This window comes from Bacteroidota bacterium, assembly GCA_039111535.1.
GTDB lineage: Bacteria > Bacteroidota > Rhodothermia > Rhodothermales > JAHQVL01 > JBCCIM01.
In genome coordinates, this window is the sequence record JBCCIM010000018.1 from 1 (window position 1) to 16844 (window position 16844).

Below are 16844 nucleotides of genomic sequence, written 5' to 3' on the forward strand. Positions count from 1 at the left end.
CCGCTTTACCCGCGACATTACCTTGTCGGGCATTAGCTTCAAGTATCCTGAGGCTGAAGAGAAAGCGCTCGACCAGTTACAGCTACAGATCCAGAAAAACCAGTGTATTGCCTTTGTTGGTACCACCGGCTCGGGCAAAACTACCCTCGTGGATATCATTACGGGTTTGCTGCAACCGGGTGCAGGGAGCATCAAAGTTGATGGGGTACCGCTGGATGCCGGCAACCGCCGCGCGTGGCAAAACTTGATTGGCTATGTGCCACAAGAAGTGGCCCTGTACGATGATACCGTTGCCCGAAACATCGCGTTTGGATCAGCTGATGAGGATATCGATATGGAGCGTGTTGCAACAGTTTGCCGTATTGCAAATATCGATTCCTTTATCGCGGGAGAGTTGCCGGAGGGATATCATACCCGTGTAGGGGAGCGTGGTGTGCGGCTCAGCGGTGGGCAGCGGCAACGCCTTGGTTTGGCGCGTGCGCTCTACAAACAACCCGAAGTGCTTGTGCTCGATGAAGCAACAAGCGCATTGGATGGGATCACCGAAGAAGCCGTAATGGCCGGCATAACAGCAGCAATTGCCGGCGTCACTACGATTATGATTGCGCACCGACTCGACACTGTTAAAGCCTGTGATACCATTTATATGCTTGAAAATGGGCGCATTGCCTCCCACGGAACGTACGCAGAATTGATACAGAAAAACGCAGTATTCCGTCGGATGTCTCGCATTGAACCGCGTTTTGAATTCAGCAAGGCCTAATCAAACTGGAGACGCACAAGCGCAGAAGAATGAAGATAGTCTACTATTCACCGCACCCGAACCTTGCCCTCAACAGTCCTTCGGGGTATGGTACACACATGCGGGAAATGATAGCAGCTTTTGAAGCCGGCGGACACGAACTTTTTCCTGTCATCATGGGAGGTATTGAGCCGGCGCCAGGTGTTGGCGCATCGACATCCTGGCCCAAGCGTTTCCTGAAAGGGATTATACCTTCATTTGGGTGGGAGTCTATGAAAGACTACTTACTCCTCAACAAAGACCTTGCGTTTGAGCAATATCTTTACGAAAAGCTGGAGGAGATCCAACCCGATCTTGTGTACGAGCGGGCAAGTTGTTTACAGTTATCTGGTGTAAATGCCGCGGCTAAGTTTGGCGTACCGCATATCCTGGAAATGAACGCACCCTATGTGGAAGAACGCAAAGACCATTTTGCAATCACATCAGCGTTCGAACGCCGTGCAGCAAAAATTGAAAAGCAGCAACTGGCTGGCACAAGCAAAGCGGTGGTGGTTTCTCATGTGCTGAAAAACTATTTCGTCAACAAGCATGCGTTGCCGATTGACAAATTTGTTGTTGTGCCCAATGCAGTAGATCCTGGAAAAGTAAATGTGGATGAGGCCCGCGTTGCCGAGATCAGACACATGCCACAACTTCGTGGCAAAACCATTGTGGGTTTTGTCGGCTCGCTGTTTAAATGGCACGGCGTAGATCAACTGGTGCAGGCTACAAAACTACTCAAAGAAACGGGATACAACGTAGCGCTGCTCGTGGTTGGTGGAGGCGCCATTTTACCCGAGTTGCAAGGGCTGGCAAAGGGCCTGTCAATTGAAAATGATGTTGTGTTCACCGACAGTGTGCCCCATACCGAGGTGTTTAACTACCTTGCGGCAATGGACATTACGGTACTTGCAAATTCTCACTGGTATGGTTCACCCGTGAAGTTGTTTGAGTATGGTGCCCTTGCAAAACCGGTGATAGCACCGGGAAATGGCCCTGTACGAGAGGTTATTACGGCAGAAGTAGACGGGTTATTGATTGAAAATGAGTTTGATCTGGTGCGTCACCTAAGGCGATTGATCAATGACCCGGGCTTACGAGACAGGCTCGCCAATTCATTTCATCGCAAAGTGATGCAGGAGCATACCTGGCGCGACAACGCAACACGCGTTCTTGAACAAATCGGCATGTTCGCACCAGCCGAAATCAATTAAGGCAAGTTGATGCAAATAGCACTTCTTTCAGATGGCATTTTCCCCTTTGTTATGGGCGGGATGCAAAAGCATACGTATTACCTGACGAAGTATCTGGCCCAGGCCGGCGTAGACGTAGACCTGTATTTCACCTATCCTCCGGGCCAGGATGTCATGCCGGATCTCCATAGCCTCTTCACTGCTGAGGAAGTTGAACACATCCGAATACAGCCAATTAAACGCGCTGCACCACAGCGCTTCCCGGGCCACTATGTGTGGGAGTCGTACAAGCACAGCGAACGGATTTGGGATGTGCTCCGGCATCGGTTAGATGTAGATTTTATTTATGCCCAGGGATTCTCTGGCTGGAAAGCGATGGAGATGAAAAAGGAGCGCCCAGACATGCCTAAAATTGGCGTCAATTTTCATGGGTTTGAAATGTGGCAGAAGCCGGCCACGTTTAAAACCCGCCTTGAGCACTGGCTGCTGCGTCCTTTTGTCCGCAAAAACCTCAAGCTGGCTGATGTAGTACTGGTGCTCGGCCATAAGCTAACGCCGTTGGTAAGCCATTTACTTGATGGAAAAAAGACGGCCCTCGAGTCGGCTAATGGAGTAACTACCGATTGGCTAACAGCGTCGATTCGTAACCGGTCCCAGCAGATGCGATTTGTGTTCATGGGGCGTTATGAGCGAAGGAAAGGCATTGAAGAATTGCATGCCACGATCAAACAGCTGCTGCCCGATTTTAATTTCCAGTTCGATATAGTCGGACCGATACCCACGCACTTGCAGATCCGTTCGGACCGGGTGAAATATTGGGGTTTGGTTCGTGAGGAGCGTACGGTGCGGTCGATTCTGGCAAAAGGTGATGTGCTCGTTTGTCCGAGTTACGCAGAAGGGATGCCAACGGTAATATTGGAGGCGATGGCGTCTGGGTTGGCGATTATCGCGACGAACGTCGGCGCAGTGGGCGACCTGGTATCGGAGGACAATGGGTGGATTATTCCTCCAGGTGAAACAGCGGCCCTGCAGTCGGCAATGATTGCAGCATTAACCGACTCCAATGCAGCGCTTTCAAAGAAGCGCGCCGCCAGTTGCAAGCGGGTGCGAAATGCCTATTTGTGGCAGCGTGTCGCTGCAAAAACCATTGAAGGGATTGAGTCGGTTGTTTAACCGATAGCAATTGCCTTCGCGTGCTGATAGCACCGCAATATCCAGTATTACACTTCTAAAATTGTAATCAAATCTTACATGATGCAAATCCAACCCGCAGTATCGCGGATTGCTGTATTGTATTCTGAACTGTCAGGATACATGGCTGCCTGCCTTAAGGCGCTCAAGTCTCGTTTTGACGTTGAACTACTTGTCTATAGATGGCCCATTGCCAAAGATGCGCCATTTGACGAAAGGGATACGTTTGGCTGGATTGATGAACTCCACAGCAAAGAGGGACAACGCGCAGAAGATATCTTGCGAACTGTTGAGGCGTTTGCGCCGGACGGCATTTTTATTCCGGGCTGGATGGATCAGGATTATCTCAAGGTAGCCCGCGTGATGAAGCGCCGGCGGATTCCTGTTGTTGCCGGATCTGACACCCAGTGGCAGGGGACGCTACGGCAACGGGTGAGTAAATATCTTGCGCCGTGGTACCTCCATACAGCAATTGATGCACTGTGGGTCGCCGGCGAACGGCAGCGGCAATTTGCAAGTTATCTGGGTTACAGTGGTGCAAGGTGCTGGAGTGGGTACTATGCGTGCGATTGGGAGAAATTTGCACCTGAGCGAGAAGCTGCCAATACAGTGCCTGCGTTCCTTTATGTCGGACGGTACAGCCACGAAAAAGGGTTGGACGTCCTGGTTGATGCTTACCAGCAGTATCGCAAGACAGCAACAAATCCATGGAAATTGATCTGTGCAGGTACAGGTGATAAAAAGGCTGCCCTACAGCACATTGAAGGGATTGAAGATCGCGGCTTTGTACAGCCTGAAGCTTTGCCTGCGCTGATGAATACCGCACAGGCTTTCATTTTGCCGAGCCGCAAGGAGCCCTGGGGCGTGGTTGTGCAGGAAGCTGCTGCCGTTGGGTTACCCTTGCTATGTTCAACGGCTTGTGGCGCTACTGTACACCTCTTGCAGGATGGATTCAATGGCTATCTCTTCGAAAGTGAAAATACCGGCCACCTTGCTGAAAGCATGCGTCGGCTGTCCATGGCACCTCCCGATGTGCGCGCGCAAATGGGCCGGCGTAGTCGGATGTTGGCGACACAATTCACGCCCGAACGATGGGCAAAGACGCTGGTCGATGGTATTGCGCAACTCAAGCGCCGGCAGACTACGCCAGCACCTGCCCGTGCGGTATCTGTTGGTGCCTGGAATAACGTTGGTCCTTAACAGAGTTCTGTATGCAAGGTGTTACAGCTACACTACATCCTGAGCGCATTGAAGCACCTGTATTGCTGGTGAAGCCGTGCATGATGTTATGTGGCATCCTGGCGGTACTCAAGGTGGTGCCAGTGCTTGTATCAGTAGTAATGCTTGGCCTGGCAATCTATGCGTGGCGTGGTGCCAAAGAGAGTATACAGGCGCTATCCGTTATGTTTTTACTGCTCAATCTGAACCCTGCAGTCTTCTATTTCTGGGGACAGGGAGCTTCTCTGCGTTGGCTGATATTGGGGAGTGCCTTTGGCCGCCTGGTCGCAGATGCCATACTGAGCAACAGAAAATGGCCATTTAAGGTGAATATGCAGCTGTTGCTATACGCTGCGGTGATTGTGATACTTTCGGCCATTTCCAGTCGGCTGCCGGCCATTTCGATCTTCAAGGCTGTTGCCTTCTTTATGGGCGCCGTTACAATCCTGACCGGTTTTTATCGTACCCGTGATGAACAAGCGTATTGGTTTTCCTGGTTCTTCTCCGTGTTTGTATTGATGTTGTGTTTGAGTTTGCCGCTCTATTTCTCTGCTGCCGGCTTCTTTACAAATGGGAGGGGTTTTCAGGGTATTTTGAATCATCCACAGACCCTGGGGCCTGTTACTGCGCCGCTGACAGCTGCGTTAACGATGTGGGTTTTCAGGTCTGAACGCCAGTCAATCATCCATTTGGCCGTGTTGTGCGCTGGCTTGTTTGTGATTTATGCTTCGCAGTCGCGTACAGCGTTATTGATGTATACCGCGAGCTTACTGGTGGCCGGAGTTGTGGTATGGATGCGCAGGCGCGCGCCTGTACGCCGGAAAAAGCCGTTATTTCCTGTTGCCGTAAAACTGCTTGGCGTATTGACAATGGCCCTTTTGCTTGTTTCACAAGGGCGCGTCATTGATGACAAGGTACAGCAGTTTTTGCTCAAAAAATCTGAAACTGAAGAGTCTTTGTCTTTTCAGGTTCGAAGCTCAATGGTAGCGCGGCAGATGGCCAATTTTGAGACACAGCCGCTAACTGGGATTGGATTTGGTGTACCATCGAGTGTAGACGACTGGGTATCTCTGTCGACAGGATTTCTTGGTATACCTACCGGTTTTCCGGTAGAAAAAGGATTTTTGCCCTCCGCAGTTCTCGAAGAAACAGGCCTGATTGGGGCCTCACTTCTCATAGTGCTTCTGTTCACCCTGGTTGGTCCGGTATTGAAAAAAGCTACCGCGCCATACCTGGCCATCTTGCTGGCATGTATGCTGGCGAACACCGGAGAGATGGTCTTCTTCTCATTTGGTGGAGCAGGGCTTTATTACTGGCTACTCATTGGTTTGAGTTATAACAGCGTGATACCATGTGTGGAATAGCAGGAATTATTGGAGCAAGGCCTTCTAAAATGCAGGTCGGCATTCATCGTATGGTTGAGGCCATGCAGCATCGCGGCCCCAACGACAAAGGGGAGTTTTCTGATGGCTGGGTTGCGTTGGGTCACCGACGCCTCAGCATCCTGGATCTGACGGCTGAAGGCCGGCAGCCGATGTGGACAGCTGATGGGCGGTATGCCATCGTGTTCAACGGAGAAGTTTATAATTACGCCGCGCTGCGCAATCAACTGCGCAATGCCGGTTATTCTTTTCGATCAAAAACGGATACGGAAGTCATTTTGCAGGCCTATCTTGCCTGGGGAAGTGAGTGCGTCCAGCATTTGAATGGCATGTTTGCGTTTGCCATCTATGATGCAAAGACAAAGAAAGTTTTCCTTGCCCGGGATCGGCTGGGCATCAAGCCATTATATTATGCCCGGACGCGCGAAGGGTCGCTGCTGTTTGCGTCGGAAGTACGGACTTTGCTTGCAAGCCGGCTCGTAGATCGGAAACTGAACCAGGAGATACTGCCTTTCTATCTCGCCTATCAGTCCGTGCCGGCGCCTGATACGCTCATTGAAGACGTTAAAATGTTGTTGCCCGGGCACAGCATGATTGTGACGCCGGAGGCCATTCGGATTACACGGTATTGGCACTTGCTTGATGATGCCTGCACGGCGGCGCGTTACCATGGCGAAAGGGCAGCGAAGAAAGAAATTCACCGCCGGCTTTCAAAAGCCATTGAGCGTCGGCTTGTGAGCGATGTACCGCTTGGTGCTTTCCTCTCTGGAGGAATTGACTCCTCGATTGTTGTTGGATTAATGAGCCGGATGAAGGAAGAGCGCGTCCACACGTTCTCTGTGGCATTCGACAATCCTGAATTCCAGGATGGGCACTACGCCCGGTTGGTTGCAAAGCGGTTTAATACGCGCCACAATGAAGTGACACTAACCTTCGATCAACTGCTCGAACAAATTCCTGATGCCCTCTCGACACAAGACCAGCCTTCGGGCGATGGCATCAACACCTACGTGGTGTCCAAAGCAGTCAAGGAAGCAGGACTAACGGTAGCGTTGTCTGGCCTTGGCGGCGACGAGTTTTTTGCTGGATATAGCCTCTTTGGACGCATTGCTTTTCAGCAACGCGCCCTGTTTCTGTGGCAGTGGTTCCCGCAACTTTTCCGTGCACAGTTTGCCCGGATGTTGTATGCGATGAACCCCTCGATTGCAACCCAGAAGCTTAAGCGTCTGATGGTTTCGAATGGATCGCTTGCAGAAGTGTATCCGCTTGGCCGGCAGTGTTTCTCTGAAGACCAGGTAGCTTCGCTATTGCACAGGCAGCGCGGCTATGATGACCCTTACACGGCTTTGCTGTCTGAGTCGCTTGCCCAACACAGCGATCAGCCGTTGTTATCGCGTATTTCATTTGCTGAGGCACGCACGTATATGCACGACGTTTTGCTGCGTGATACAGATCAGATGAGTATGGCAAATGCCCTGGAAGTGCGGGTGCCGTTTTTGGATCACGAACTGGTGTCGTATGTGATGGGCGTCACCGACACCATCAAAGCGCCGGGTAATACGCCAAAGCGGCTGCTTGTGGAGTCGGTTGGTGATTTGTTGCCCCAGGAAGTCATTCATCGCCCGAAGCAGGGTTTTACACTGCCTTTTGATCAGTGGATGCGTGGGCCCTTGAAACAGCTTTGTGAGGAGCATCTGGGTGTGTTGGCAGACCTTTCTGTATTTGATGGCAATACCATTGACGGCTATTGGCAGGCATTTATGCAGGGTGAAAAGACCGTTTCCTGGAGCCGGCTATGGCTACTCATAGCGCTTGGTGCCTGGTGTGGGCAGCACATAAACGATTGAGGATGTGATGAGCAGAAATCAACTCAAAGTCTTACACGTAATGCCGTCACTTTCTCGGGCATTTGGCGGGCCAACACAATCGTGGGTGGGCTATGCCCGCGCTGCTAAAACCAGTGGCATGGCCGTTTCTGTAGCTGCGCCAGCTGTGAACGAGGCTGATCGGGAATGGCTACAGGCGCAGACAGACGCCGTATCGTATTCTTTTTTTCCAAGTGCCGGCAAAGGCGCCATGGTCTTTTCTCCAGCTTTACACCGCTGGTTGGTGCGGCATGGCAAGGCCTACGATGCAGTACACGTTCACGGCCTTTTTAATCCGATCAGCTCGATTGCTTTGCGCCAGTGCGTACGCCGAAATTGGCCCGTAGTCCTGCGTCCGTTTGGTACCCTTTCACGGTATACATTTACACACCGACGGACGTGGATAAAGCGGCAGTACTTTCGCCGGCTCGATGGCCCAAGTTTGCAAAAAGCTCCTGCAATACACTTTACAACGCGGGCTGAGTGTGATGAAGCTGCCTGGCATGGAATCGACTTTTCGGGGCGTAGTCACGTTGTGCCGCCGCCCCTCGCTGAACTCCCTGCACCTTCCGCCACTATAGCTGATCGTGATGCTCCGATTGTACTGTTCCTTTCCCGGATTCATCCCAAGAAGAATATCGAGTGTCTCATTGATGCATGGCCGCGCGTTGTTGCCGGCATGCCGCGTGCAGAACTGGTTATTGCCGGCAGTGGCGATCCGGATTACGTAGAGGCCCTTCGAACGCGGGCCCAAACCCTCGGAGTTGGAGAGATCAGTTTTCCTGGTTTTGTAGCCGGGGAAAAAAAGGCCGGCCTACTGGCAAAATCTTCCCTGTTTGTCTTGCCTTCTTTTCAGGAAAACTTTGGTGTTGCTGTCATGGAGGCGATAGGCGCTGGATTGCCGGTTGTGATTTCTGAACAGGTCCAACTGGCTGATTTTGTATCCAAAAACGACCTCGGACACGTCATTAAGCCAGAACCGGAAGCCCTGGCTTTCTCCATTCTTGAAATTCTGGGCAGTAAGGCCTACCAGGATCATTGCAGTACACAAGGACCTGCAGCAATAAGGCAGGATTTTTCCCTGCAGCAAGTAGGCAAACAACTGGTATCCATGTACGAGTCGGTACGCAACTAGCCAGCTGTTACCTGTCTGGTACTGCGTACGCTGCAATTGTTTAAATCATTTCTACATCCCCGACATGAATTATCTATTGGCCCAGAAAATCATAGACATGCCCTGGCGTGTGCAAAACGAAGTGCGCCGGACCATTGCGCTCCCTTACCTGAAAGTATTCTTTGCCATGAAGGGCATCGACTGGGGCAAGAACTGGCGTGTATTGGGCAAGCCCATTATTCAGCGCCACCGGAAGAGTTTGATTGAATTGGGGGATGGCGTTGTGTTACGTTCATGGCTCGAATCAAATCCCCTCGTTCCGATTCACCCCGTTGTGTTTTCCACCCGGTCCAAGCTCGCAGTAATCCGCGTTGGGAAAGAGTGCGGATTTACAGGTACAACCATTGTTGCTGCAGATCGGATTGAAATTGGTGACCGCGTGCAAATCGGAGCCAACACCACGATTGTCGATACCGACTTTCATCCGCTGACGCCCGAAGGCCGCAAAAAAGACATGGCCAACGGAAAAAGCCGGCCTGTGATTATCCATGACGATGTGTTTATCGGGATGAACTGCCTGATTTTAAAAGGCGTGGAGATTGGCGAAGGCAGCGTGATAGGCGCCGGCAGTGTCGTGAGCAAGGATGTCCCCCCGAGGACGATGGTAGGAGGCAATCCTGCCCGAATCATCCGCGAATTGTAGCCCCCTGTGGAGATCCGTAACTAAGCCAGAACCCATGATGCCCATGTACGCCCACAAATCCATTCTTTTTGTTAATCAGCATTACTATCCAGACATTGCCGCTACCGGGCAAAAGCTAACCGACCTTGCTGAATATCTCGCAGCTTCCGGACATCATGTAAATGTGATCTGCAGTCAGGGACGCTACATGGCTGGCGCCCTCGATGTGCCACGTGAAGAAGTGCGCAATGGTGTGCGGATTCATCGGACAAAAACAATCAGCCGGGGGCGTGGATCTACACTGACGAGGTTGATTGACTACGCTTCTTTTTATCTCCGGGTATTTTTCTACATCTTGTTTGCCCGCAGGTACGACTATATCGTCTATTTAACAACGCCGCCATTGCTGTCCGTTTTAGGTGGGGTTATGTACAAGCTGCGGGGGCAACAATATGGCATCTGGTCGATGGATTTGCATCCGGATGCAGAAGAAGTACTGGGTATGTTACGGCCGGCCGGGTTTGCTTCCAGAATGCTGCACGGCCTCAACGATTTTGGGTATCGCAATGCTGAATTTGTAGTCGATTTGGGCGCCTACATGAAACAGCGCATCCTTAGAAAAGGTGTGCTGGACGAGCGGCTACACACCATTCCTTTATGGGACAAAGTTGAAGAATTTATTCCGGTGTCAAAAGAGGAGAATCCGCTGGTCAAAGAGCTCCGACTGGAAGATAAATTTGTCATCATGTATTCGGGCAATGCCGGCCTTGCGCATCAGTTTGATGAGTTGCTCCTCACGATGGAGCAATTGAAAGATCACCCCAGGTTCTTTTTTCTGTTTGTTGGCAGTGGCGCACAACGTGCCCACATTGAGTCGTTTGCGCTGAACAAGAACATCCGGAATTACATGTACCTGGACTATTTCCCGAGGGAGCAACTACGGTTCTCGCTTGCCCTGGCAGATATTCACTTGCTAACACTGAAAAGCGAGATGGTTGGTGTTGCTGTACCAAGCAAATTGTACAGCATCATGGCGTCGGGAAAACCGGTGCTTATGATCGGGCCGGAAGCTTCTGATTCAGGTGAAATTATTTTGCAGGAAGACGCCGGCATGGTCATCGATCCTGTGCGGCATGTCGACAAAACCGCTGAGGTAATTGCCCAGACCCTGCATTTCCTGGAAGAACGACAGGATCGTTGCTGGCAACTCGGCTTGAACGGCCGCCGCGCATTTACCGAGCATTACACCCAAAACGCAGGGTGCAATGCATGGCATCGGTTACTGGAAGAAATTAACCAGGAAGCTCTAACCTACGCGCAATAGACCCTATGTCATTTCAATTGAAGCGAACCTGGCGATTTACGCGCCGGCAAGCGAAGGAAGTAAAAAACCAACTGCTTGGGCGGTATCCTGATCGTAAAGGATTATACGACCTGTACCGTGCTGTAAGCCCGGCGCAGCGTCCTGTATCATTGGCCGGAAAACTCTTTCCCAATCAGAATGCGAAGCTTCTTGTCTATGGGCTTACGCAACGGGGCTTTTTCTCCGAAATAAACAACATGATCAATGCCGCGATCTATTGTATGGATACAGATACCGGCTTTGTGTTGGATACCGAAGCTTTTCTCTATAAAGCTGAAAAAGGATGGGAAGACTACTTTGTGCGTTTCTGGGAAACGCCTGACCGATCTGGTTCGCAACGAACTTTTGAACTCCACTATCGCAGTGATCTCAAATTGTGGAATCGGATTCGGGCGTATCCATACGAAACCGTTCATATACCCGACCGTGGGTTGTATAACGCACAAGTATTTGAAAACAAGCGCCGGATAACTGCGCGCCTGTATCAATTCCAGCCGGCAGTTCGCAACCATATCGAAGCGCAAATCGAGGAGATGAAACTGCCGGCCGGGTACGCGGCGTGCCACATTCGCAGAGGAGACAAAGTAGGGGAGCGGAAAGGGCAACCGGAATCGGAACGGATAGAAGCCGCTGACTATGTAGATTGCCTTTTGCAAGAGAATCCCGAAATGCCAGCGCTCTTTGTTTGCTCTGATTCATACGCCTCAATCGAGGAAATACAGCAGTATATCGAAGCAAGAGGACTTGACATCGCGGTATTTACAACCTGTGCGCCTACAGCAATTGGACATTCTACAGAACTGTTGAAAGAGAAATTCGACAATCCTTATGACTCGGTGTTGCAGTTGTTGCTGGATGTAGAAATCTGTGCACGAGCGCAACACTTTGCCGGCACCTATTCCTCAAACATGTCCCGGTTCATCGCCTTGCGGCATGCAGATGCTTCCCGATGTTTTAGTTTGGACGAAGCCTGGCATGTAGGCTAAGCCGCAATTTAAGTCTACATCCTGCCAGCCGATACTAGCTGTGCATATACTTCCCTGGCCTGTCTCGCAATAATTACCCCGGCCCCGTCTTGTTGCCAGGAAGCCTGATTTTCTACAAATCCTCCCGAATATATATGGCTTTTCGTCACGTTTTGGCACCTGTTGTATGGATGTTGTTTGTCCTGTTAGGTGCTGGCGCAGTGCACGCCCAAATTCCCCAGGATCATGATTATCAGGTTACCCTACGGACGTACCTGGAGACTTTGACCGAAGCTGATTTTGAAGTAACACTGGAGCCTGTCGTGTATGAGGACAGCTTCTTTACTTCGATGGACCAGCTACATGCTACCTGGATTCTATTGGAAGATTTTGGTCGCCAGTCGACGCTCGATATGACCGGTGTACGGGTTGATGCGTCTTATTTTGTGCTGTCGTCCATTGAGCAGAACGGGGAGGTGTATATGCGTGCCGGCAGGAATAGCGGCTTTCTTGATCCCGTTAATACTGCGTGGTGGGCCACGTGGGATTATGCCGGTAACCCCTATTTTGATAGCCGGGCTGTGAAGCTCCGCGCCTTTGTTGCGTCGGCTGTTGACATGATGATGACAGACCACGAACTCGAGGGCAGCATTGTTAACCAGCGTAGCGATTATGTCGGCGGATATCTGGCAAAATATGGGTACGCTTACTATGTCGCGAAAGACCTGCTGGATGTAGAGGTGCAGGAGGCCTATGAAACCGGCTTGCTCAAGTTTTTTGAACGCCTCGAATCTTACCAGCCTTATGGGTCGGGTGGGGCAGACATGGAAGCATTTCAACTGCCGGCACTCTGGTACACTGCAGAGGCAATAGACTCAGACGATCTTCGGTTTCGTGCGCGCGAACGGACCCTGGATGTACTGCAAGAAATTATGCGCGGTGACGGCCATTACCACGAACACGGCAATGATGGCCTCGACCTGAGCTATGAAGGCATTTTACATCATTTTCTTGCATGGGCAGCTTTGTTATACGATGATCCTGAAATTGATCAGTTTGTTGATAAGAGCGCGCGGTTAAAAGCGTATCAGACGCTGCCAGAGCCAAGCGGCCATTTTTTCAGTCCATCACACTTTAACACGGGTACCGCGAAAGGAGAGGCCAATGATCAATGGCATTCGTACCAGCGAGATCACGCGATGGCCATGTTGTCTGAAGAGGCGCGTTACCTGATTTGGACAGGCCGTACATTGCCGGCCTGGTATGAGCAGGGGGTGCCTTCTGAAACAGTTATGCGCACCCAGATTGCCCAATCAATCATCAAGCGTAACGATGACACGGAGGCAACAAGCATCTGGGCATGGATGGAGCCTTCTGCCAATACACCAGGCGTTTGGCGCGCGGAGCACTGGTTGCGGGGCCTTGCGGCGGCAGCAATTTTATACAAGCCGGGGTTTTATGCAGAACTTGAGGCGCTGGAGGCCAGCAATGCGCCGGCTACAAAACCGCCCTTCCTGCGCGAAGAAAACTTTATCGAGGAGTTTGGTGATACATTTGTAATTGCACGCTTTGATACCTACGGCGCGATTATCCATACGGGTTCTACCGTGTCTCAGTGGGGAAATGGAGTGCCAGGTTTGTCCGGTGGCAGTCTGTCCGCATTCTGGACAGAATCGACAGGCTCCGTAATTATGGGCCGCTCGCGAGGCACACAAAATGCCGATGCTGATGAATGGAGTGGCGATCGGGGATGGGATACCTGGGCCGTACATGCCATTTCCGGCGTTAATGCCAGCGGACAACCATTCAGCTCAGCGCGCAATAGAATCCCTGAAGTGGAGACAACCATAACGGGCAACGAGGCTGCAACCATAACGGTCTCCGGTGCAATAGGCCAGCACGATAACGGATTGAGCGCGCCAGATCAAGCCATTGTGGGCGACGTGGCATACGAACGGGTTTTCTCGCTCAAGCCATCAGGCCTTACCGTTACCTCTACCCTTACATCCGATGAAAGCGACCAGGTAACCGCGCTGTGGGAAATGATTCCGCTCTTCCTCGTGGACACAGTACAGGATGAAGCAGATGCGTCAATTTCATTGTATGTAGATGGTGCCTGGGTGCCGGCTACGGACGCAGTACAAGAAGGGGTAACAGCCATCAGGACGACCCGTTTTGATGAATCGGTTAAAATCACGTTTGAGCGGCCGCGCCGCGTTAAGCTCTCGTCCACCATCTGGGAGGCCAGTTCAGTTTCTTCCCGGATCCAGAATGTCATGGTGGATCTACTTGAACAAGAGGGCCCTGCTGCCCTGCCGGCAACAGCCTCCGTTACCTACGCCATTCGCCCCGCAGATGTATATGCTGTAGGAGACACCAGTGGTGATGGGCTCATCTCTGCATACGATGCAGCAGCCATTCTTCAACATCTTATCAATTACCAGACCCTCGAACCTGCGGGTACAGTCGCAGCAGACGTCTCAGGAGATGGTACCATTACAGCTTTTGACGCCTCCCTTATCCTTCAATATATCGTTGGCCTGGTAGCCTGTATGCCGGCAGCAGATGGCTGCCAGTAATACACGCATGCCGCGCTTGCAATTCTTCTAATGCAACAGAAATACCTTATTGTAAAAGGGTGCGCGGGGCTTGGTAATAGAATCTCTACACTTTGCGCAGCCATTGAATACGCACGCGATACAAATCGGACTATCCTTGTTGATTGGGCTGACGGCGTCATTATGCCCGAAGGCTACAATTTCTTTGATGATTACTTCGTCCTGAAAAATGTAGCGCACGTTACCTCATACGAAGAAATCCCAAATCGTGATAAGCTGAGCTTTTATCCGAATATGGATGGGCAGGATATCACTTCGGGGACCTATCACTTGTTTGATCAACTTGATGAACCCCAACACGCACCTATTCCGTTTCATCGGCTGCCAAAAAACAAACTTCGTACCCTGTACCGGCACTGGCGGGTTAAGCACAAGAAGCGGACAGAATTGCCGCGTCGTCCATGGATACTCTTCGATGACAGGGTATTGCCTTATGGCGGAGACATGTCACGCAGGATAAAAAAGGATGTCGTTTTTTATGTGGATTATATACCGTCCTTTTCGCAGCAGACCGTAAGGGAAAACCTGCGCCTGAGCGATCCGCTGGAGGCGCGTATTGCTGCTTTTGTTGATCAGCGACTCGACGGTGGGAAAGCTGTGGGCGTACACGTGCGGTCGACAGATAAAAAGCCTGATGCTGAAATCAGAGACTTGCTTGCACAGGTACGGCAACTTGCAAAGGACAACACCAGCATCTTTCTTTCAACGGATAACATCGTACTGCAGCAGGAATTGCAGCAGACACTTCAAAATGTGCACGTGTACCCGAAAGACTTGCCGCAAGTGACGTGTGGGGGAATTCATCAGTGGTCTGTACGAAATAACGATCACAAAAAATCCGTTGAAATCCTTGAGTCCAGCATCATCGATATGTACTTACTTTCTCGATGCGAATTTTTGTTATTTCAGGGTAATTCTTCGTTTTCGCGCATAGCTGCTGTTATGCATGGGAATGAACAAAAGGCATTTGACTGGAATGCGGTTGCCGGCTAACACCGGGTCACTTCTGTTTTTTATCTGACCGGCACACCTTTTGGTTCATGCCTGATTTCCAGCTTCTGACAAGGAGCTTTTTCGTGTCCTGGCTGGCAGGGTATCTCATCATGTGGCACACGTGCCACCGCTCCCCGACCTTTCTATCTATGGGGGTCCTGCCAACCTGATTTCGCTACTCTCCACGCGTTCTGCGTTTAATCTATAGAGACAAAAGATCTCCATGAACTTCTTTGTCCTGGCGATGGGCTTTGCCCTGGCCTTTGTTTCATCTTTGATCCTGACGCCCCTGGTTGCCCGGTTTGCAAAACACAACAAGTGGGTGGATTTACCGGGTGGGCAACGTACGGTCCATATCAAGGCGACGCCCCGTGCCGGCGGTATAGCAGTGATCTTTACGTTTTTAATAGGCATCTTCTTTTTAATGTACAGCGGTGCCGGCCTGGCAATGCCGCTTGGTGCAACCGCGCATCCTTTCTCCTGGGCTTTGTTGTTGGGCGCAATCACCATCGCGCTCACGGGGTTGTACGATGATGCTTACGGGCTTGGCTTTAAGAAAAAATTCCTGTTTCAACTGGTTGTTGCGTACGGAATGTATTTGGCCGGCTTCCGGGTGGTTGTCCCTGAAATTTCTTTTCTGGATTCAGATCCTTATCTGCAGGCTGCCTTGGGTTTGCCGCTTACGTTGCTCTGGTATCTCGGGGTGATGAATGCCGTAAACCTTGTCGATGGTCTTGATGGCCTGGCGTCTGGTGTATCATTGATCAGCTTTTGCAGCCTGGCCGCGATCTTTGTATTGCACGGGGATGTCAGCCTTGTGCCGGTAGCGATTGCGATGGCCGGGGCGCTGCTGGGTTTTCTTGTGTTCAATTTTAATCCGGCGTCCATTTTTCTCGGGGATACCGGTAGCCTCTTTTTGGGCTTTATGGTCGCCACGTATGCATTACAAGGGACCACCCATACCCATCCGGTACTCGCTGTAGTGGTTATGGCATTGTGTATTGGGTACCCGCTTGTCGATACAACCCTGGCTTTTGTACGCCGGTTTGTTAAAGGCGAGTCGCCATTTGCCCCGGACAAAGACCACATCCACCACAGGCTTGTACACCGCAAGCGATTCTCAACAAAAGGGAGCGTTGTGGCCTTGTATCTGATTCACGGTGGCATGGCGGTCGCAGCCATTGGACTTTCGTTGGTTGCACCTGCGTGGGGATTGCTCTTGATCATCGCCGCTGCGGGTTTTGTCGCGCTCATTTTGCGCTGGTTGGGGTACCTGAACGTGCAGCGTGGTATCAAACTTATCAAGCGGCGCCTGTCCGATGAAATTGGTGAACGCGTGCCACGTGGCAGTTGGAGTGGAGATGGCGCCGTACGCTCTGTGCTTGAGCCTGTTGCCAATGCGCCAAAAAAATTACGACCCGAAAAAGAGGATGAACGCGAACTGGTTATGCCTTCTTTTGACTAGCCCCGTAGGCTGGA

At 51.3% G+C, this 16844-nt stretch carries 13 protein-coding genes; all 13 read left to right on the forward strand.

Features of this window, described 5'->3' with window-relative positions; all coding sequences use genetic code 11:
* Positions 1-763 (forward strand): ATP-binding cassette domain-containing protein (locus AAF564_04885; GenBank protein ID MEM8484859.1); only part of this gene is annotated, 763 nt, incomplete at its 5' end.
* Positions 764-792: 29 nt separating this feature from the next.
* Positions 793-1995 carry a glycosyltransferase family 4 protein gene (locus tag AAF564_04890; protein ID MEM8484860.1) on the forward strand — a complete coding sequence of 401 codons (1203 nt, stop codon included), beginning with the start codon at positions 793-795 and terminating at the stop codon, positions 1993-1995.
* Positions 1996-2004: 9 nt separating this feature from the next.
* Positions 2005-3147 carry a glycosyltransferase family 4 protein gene (locus AAF564_04895; protein MEM8484861.1) on the forward strand — a complete coding sequence of 381 codons (1143 nt, stop codon included), beginning with the start codon at positions 2005-2007 and terminating at the stop codon, positions 3145-3147.
* A 78-nt stretch (positions 3148-3225) separates the two neighbouring features.
* Positions 3226-4365, forward strand: coding sequence for a glycosyltransferase family 4 protein (locus tag AAF564_04900; GenBank protein ID MEM8484862.1), 1140 nt, complete (start codon positions 3226-3228; stop codon positions 4363-4365).
* An 11-nt stretch (positions 4366-4376) separates the two neighbouring features.
* Complete coding sequence (locus AAF564_04905) at positions 4377-5747, forward strand: O-antigen ligase family protein (protein MEM8484863.1); 1371 nt, start codon at positions 4377-4379, stop codon at positions 5745-5747.
* Positions 5735-7612 (forward strand): asparagine synthase (glutamine-hydrolyzing), encoded by a 1878-nt coding sequence (gene asnB, locus AAF564_04910; protein ID MEM8484864.1) that lies wholly within the window; start codon positions 5735-5737, stop codon positions 7610-7612. Before AAF564_04905 ends, asnB begins: the two co-directional genes overlap by 13 nt.
* Before the next feature lie 7 nt (positions 7613-7619).
* A complete protein-coding gene (locus AAF564_04915; protein MEM8484865.1) occupies positions 7620-8765 on the forward strand; it encodes a glycosyltransferase in 1146 nt (381 codons plus the stop codon).
* 64 nt (positions 8766-8829) lie between these two features.
* Positions 8830-9447, forward strand: coding sequence for an acyltransferase (locus tag AAF564_04920; GenBank protein ID MEM8484866.1), 618 nt, complete (start codon positions 8830-8832; stop codon positions 9445-9447).
* 43 nt (positions 9448-9490) lie between these two features.
* Positions 9491-10750 (forward strand): glycosyltransferase family 4 protein, encoded by a 1260-nt coding sequence (locus tag AAF564_04925; protein MEM8484867.1) that lies wholly within the window; start codon positions 9491-9493, stop codon positions 10748-10750.
* A gap of 5 nt (positions 10751-10755) precedes the next feature.
* Positions 10756-11775, forward strand: a complete 1020-nt coding sequence (locus tag AAF564_04930) for an O-fucosyltransferase family protein (GenBank protein ID MEM8484868.1) — start codon at positions 10756-10758, stop codon at positions 11773-11775.
* 134 nt (positions 11776-11909) lie between these two features.
* The gene (locus AAF564_04935) at positions 11910-14333 is read left to right on the forward strand and encodes a dockerin type I repeat-containing protein (protein MEM8484869.1); all 2424 of its coding nucleotides are present in this window, start codon (positions 11910-11912) and stop codon (positions 14331-14333) included.
* Between the two features lie 30 nt (positions 14334-14363).
* A complete protein-coding gene (locus AAF564_04940; protein MEM8484870.1) occupies positions 14364-15365 on the forward strand; it encodes a hypothetical protein in 1002 nt (333 codons plus the stop codon).
* 223 nt (positions 15366-15588) lie between these two features.
* Positions 15589-16830, forward strand: coding sequence for an MraY family glycosyltransferase (locus AAF564_04945; protein ID MEM8484871.1), 1242 nt, complete (start codon positions 15589-15591; stop codon positions 16828-16830).
* The last annotated feature ends 14 nt before the right edge of the window (positions 16831-16844 follow it).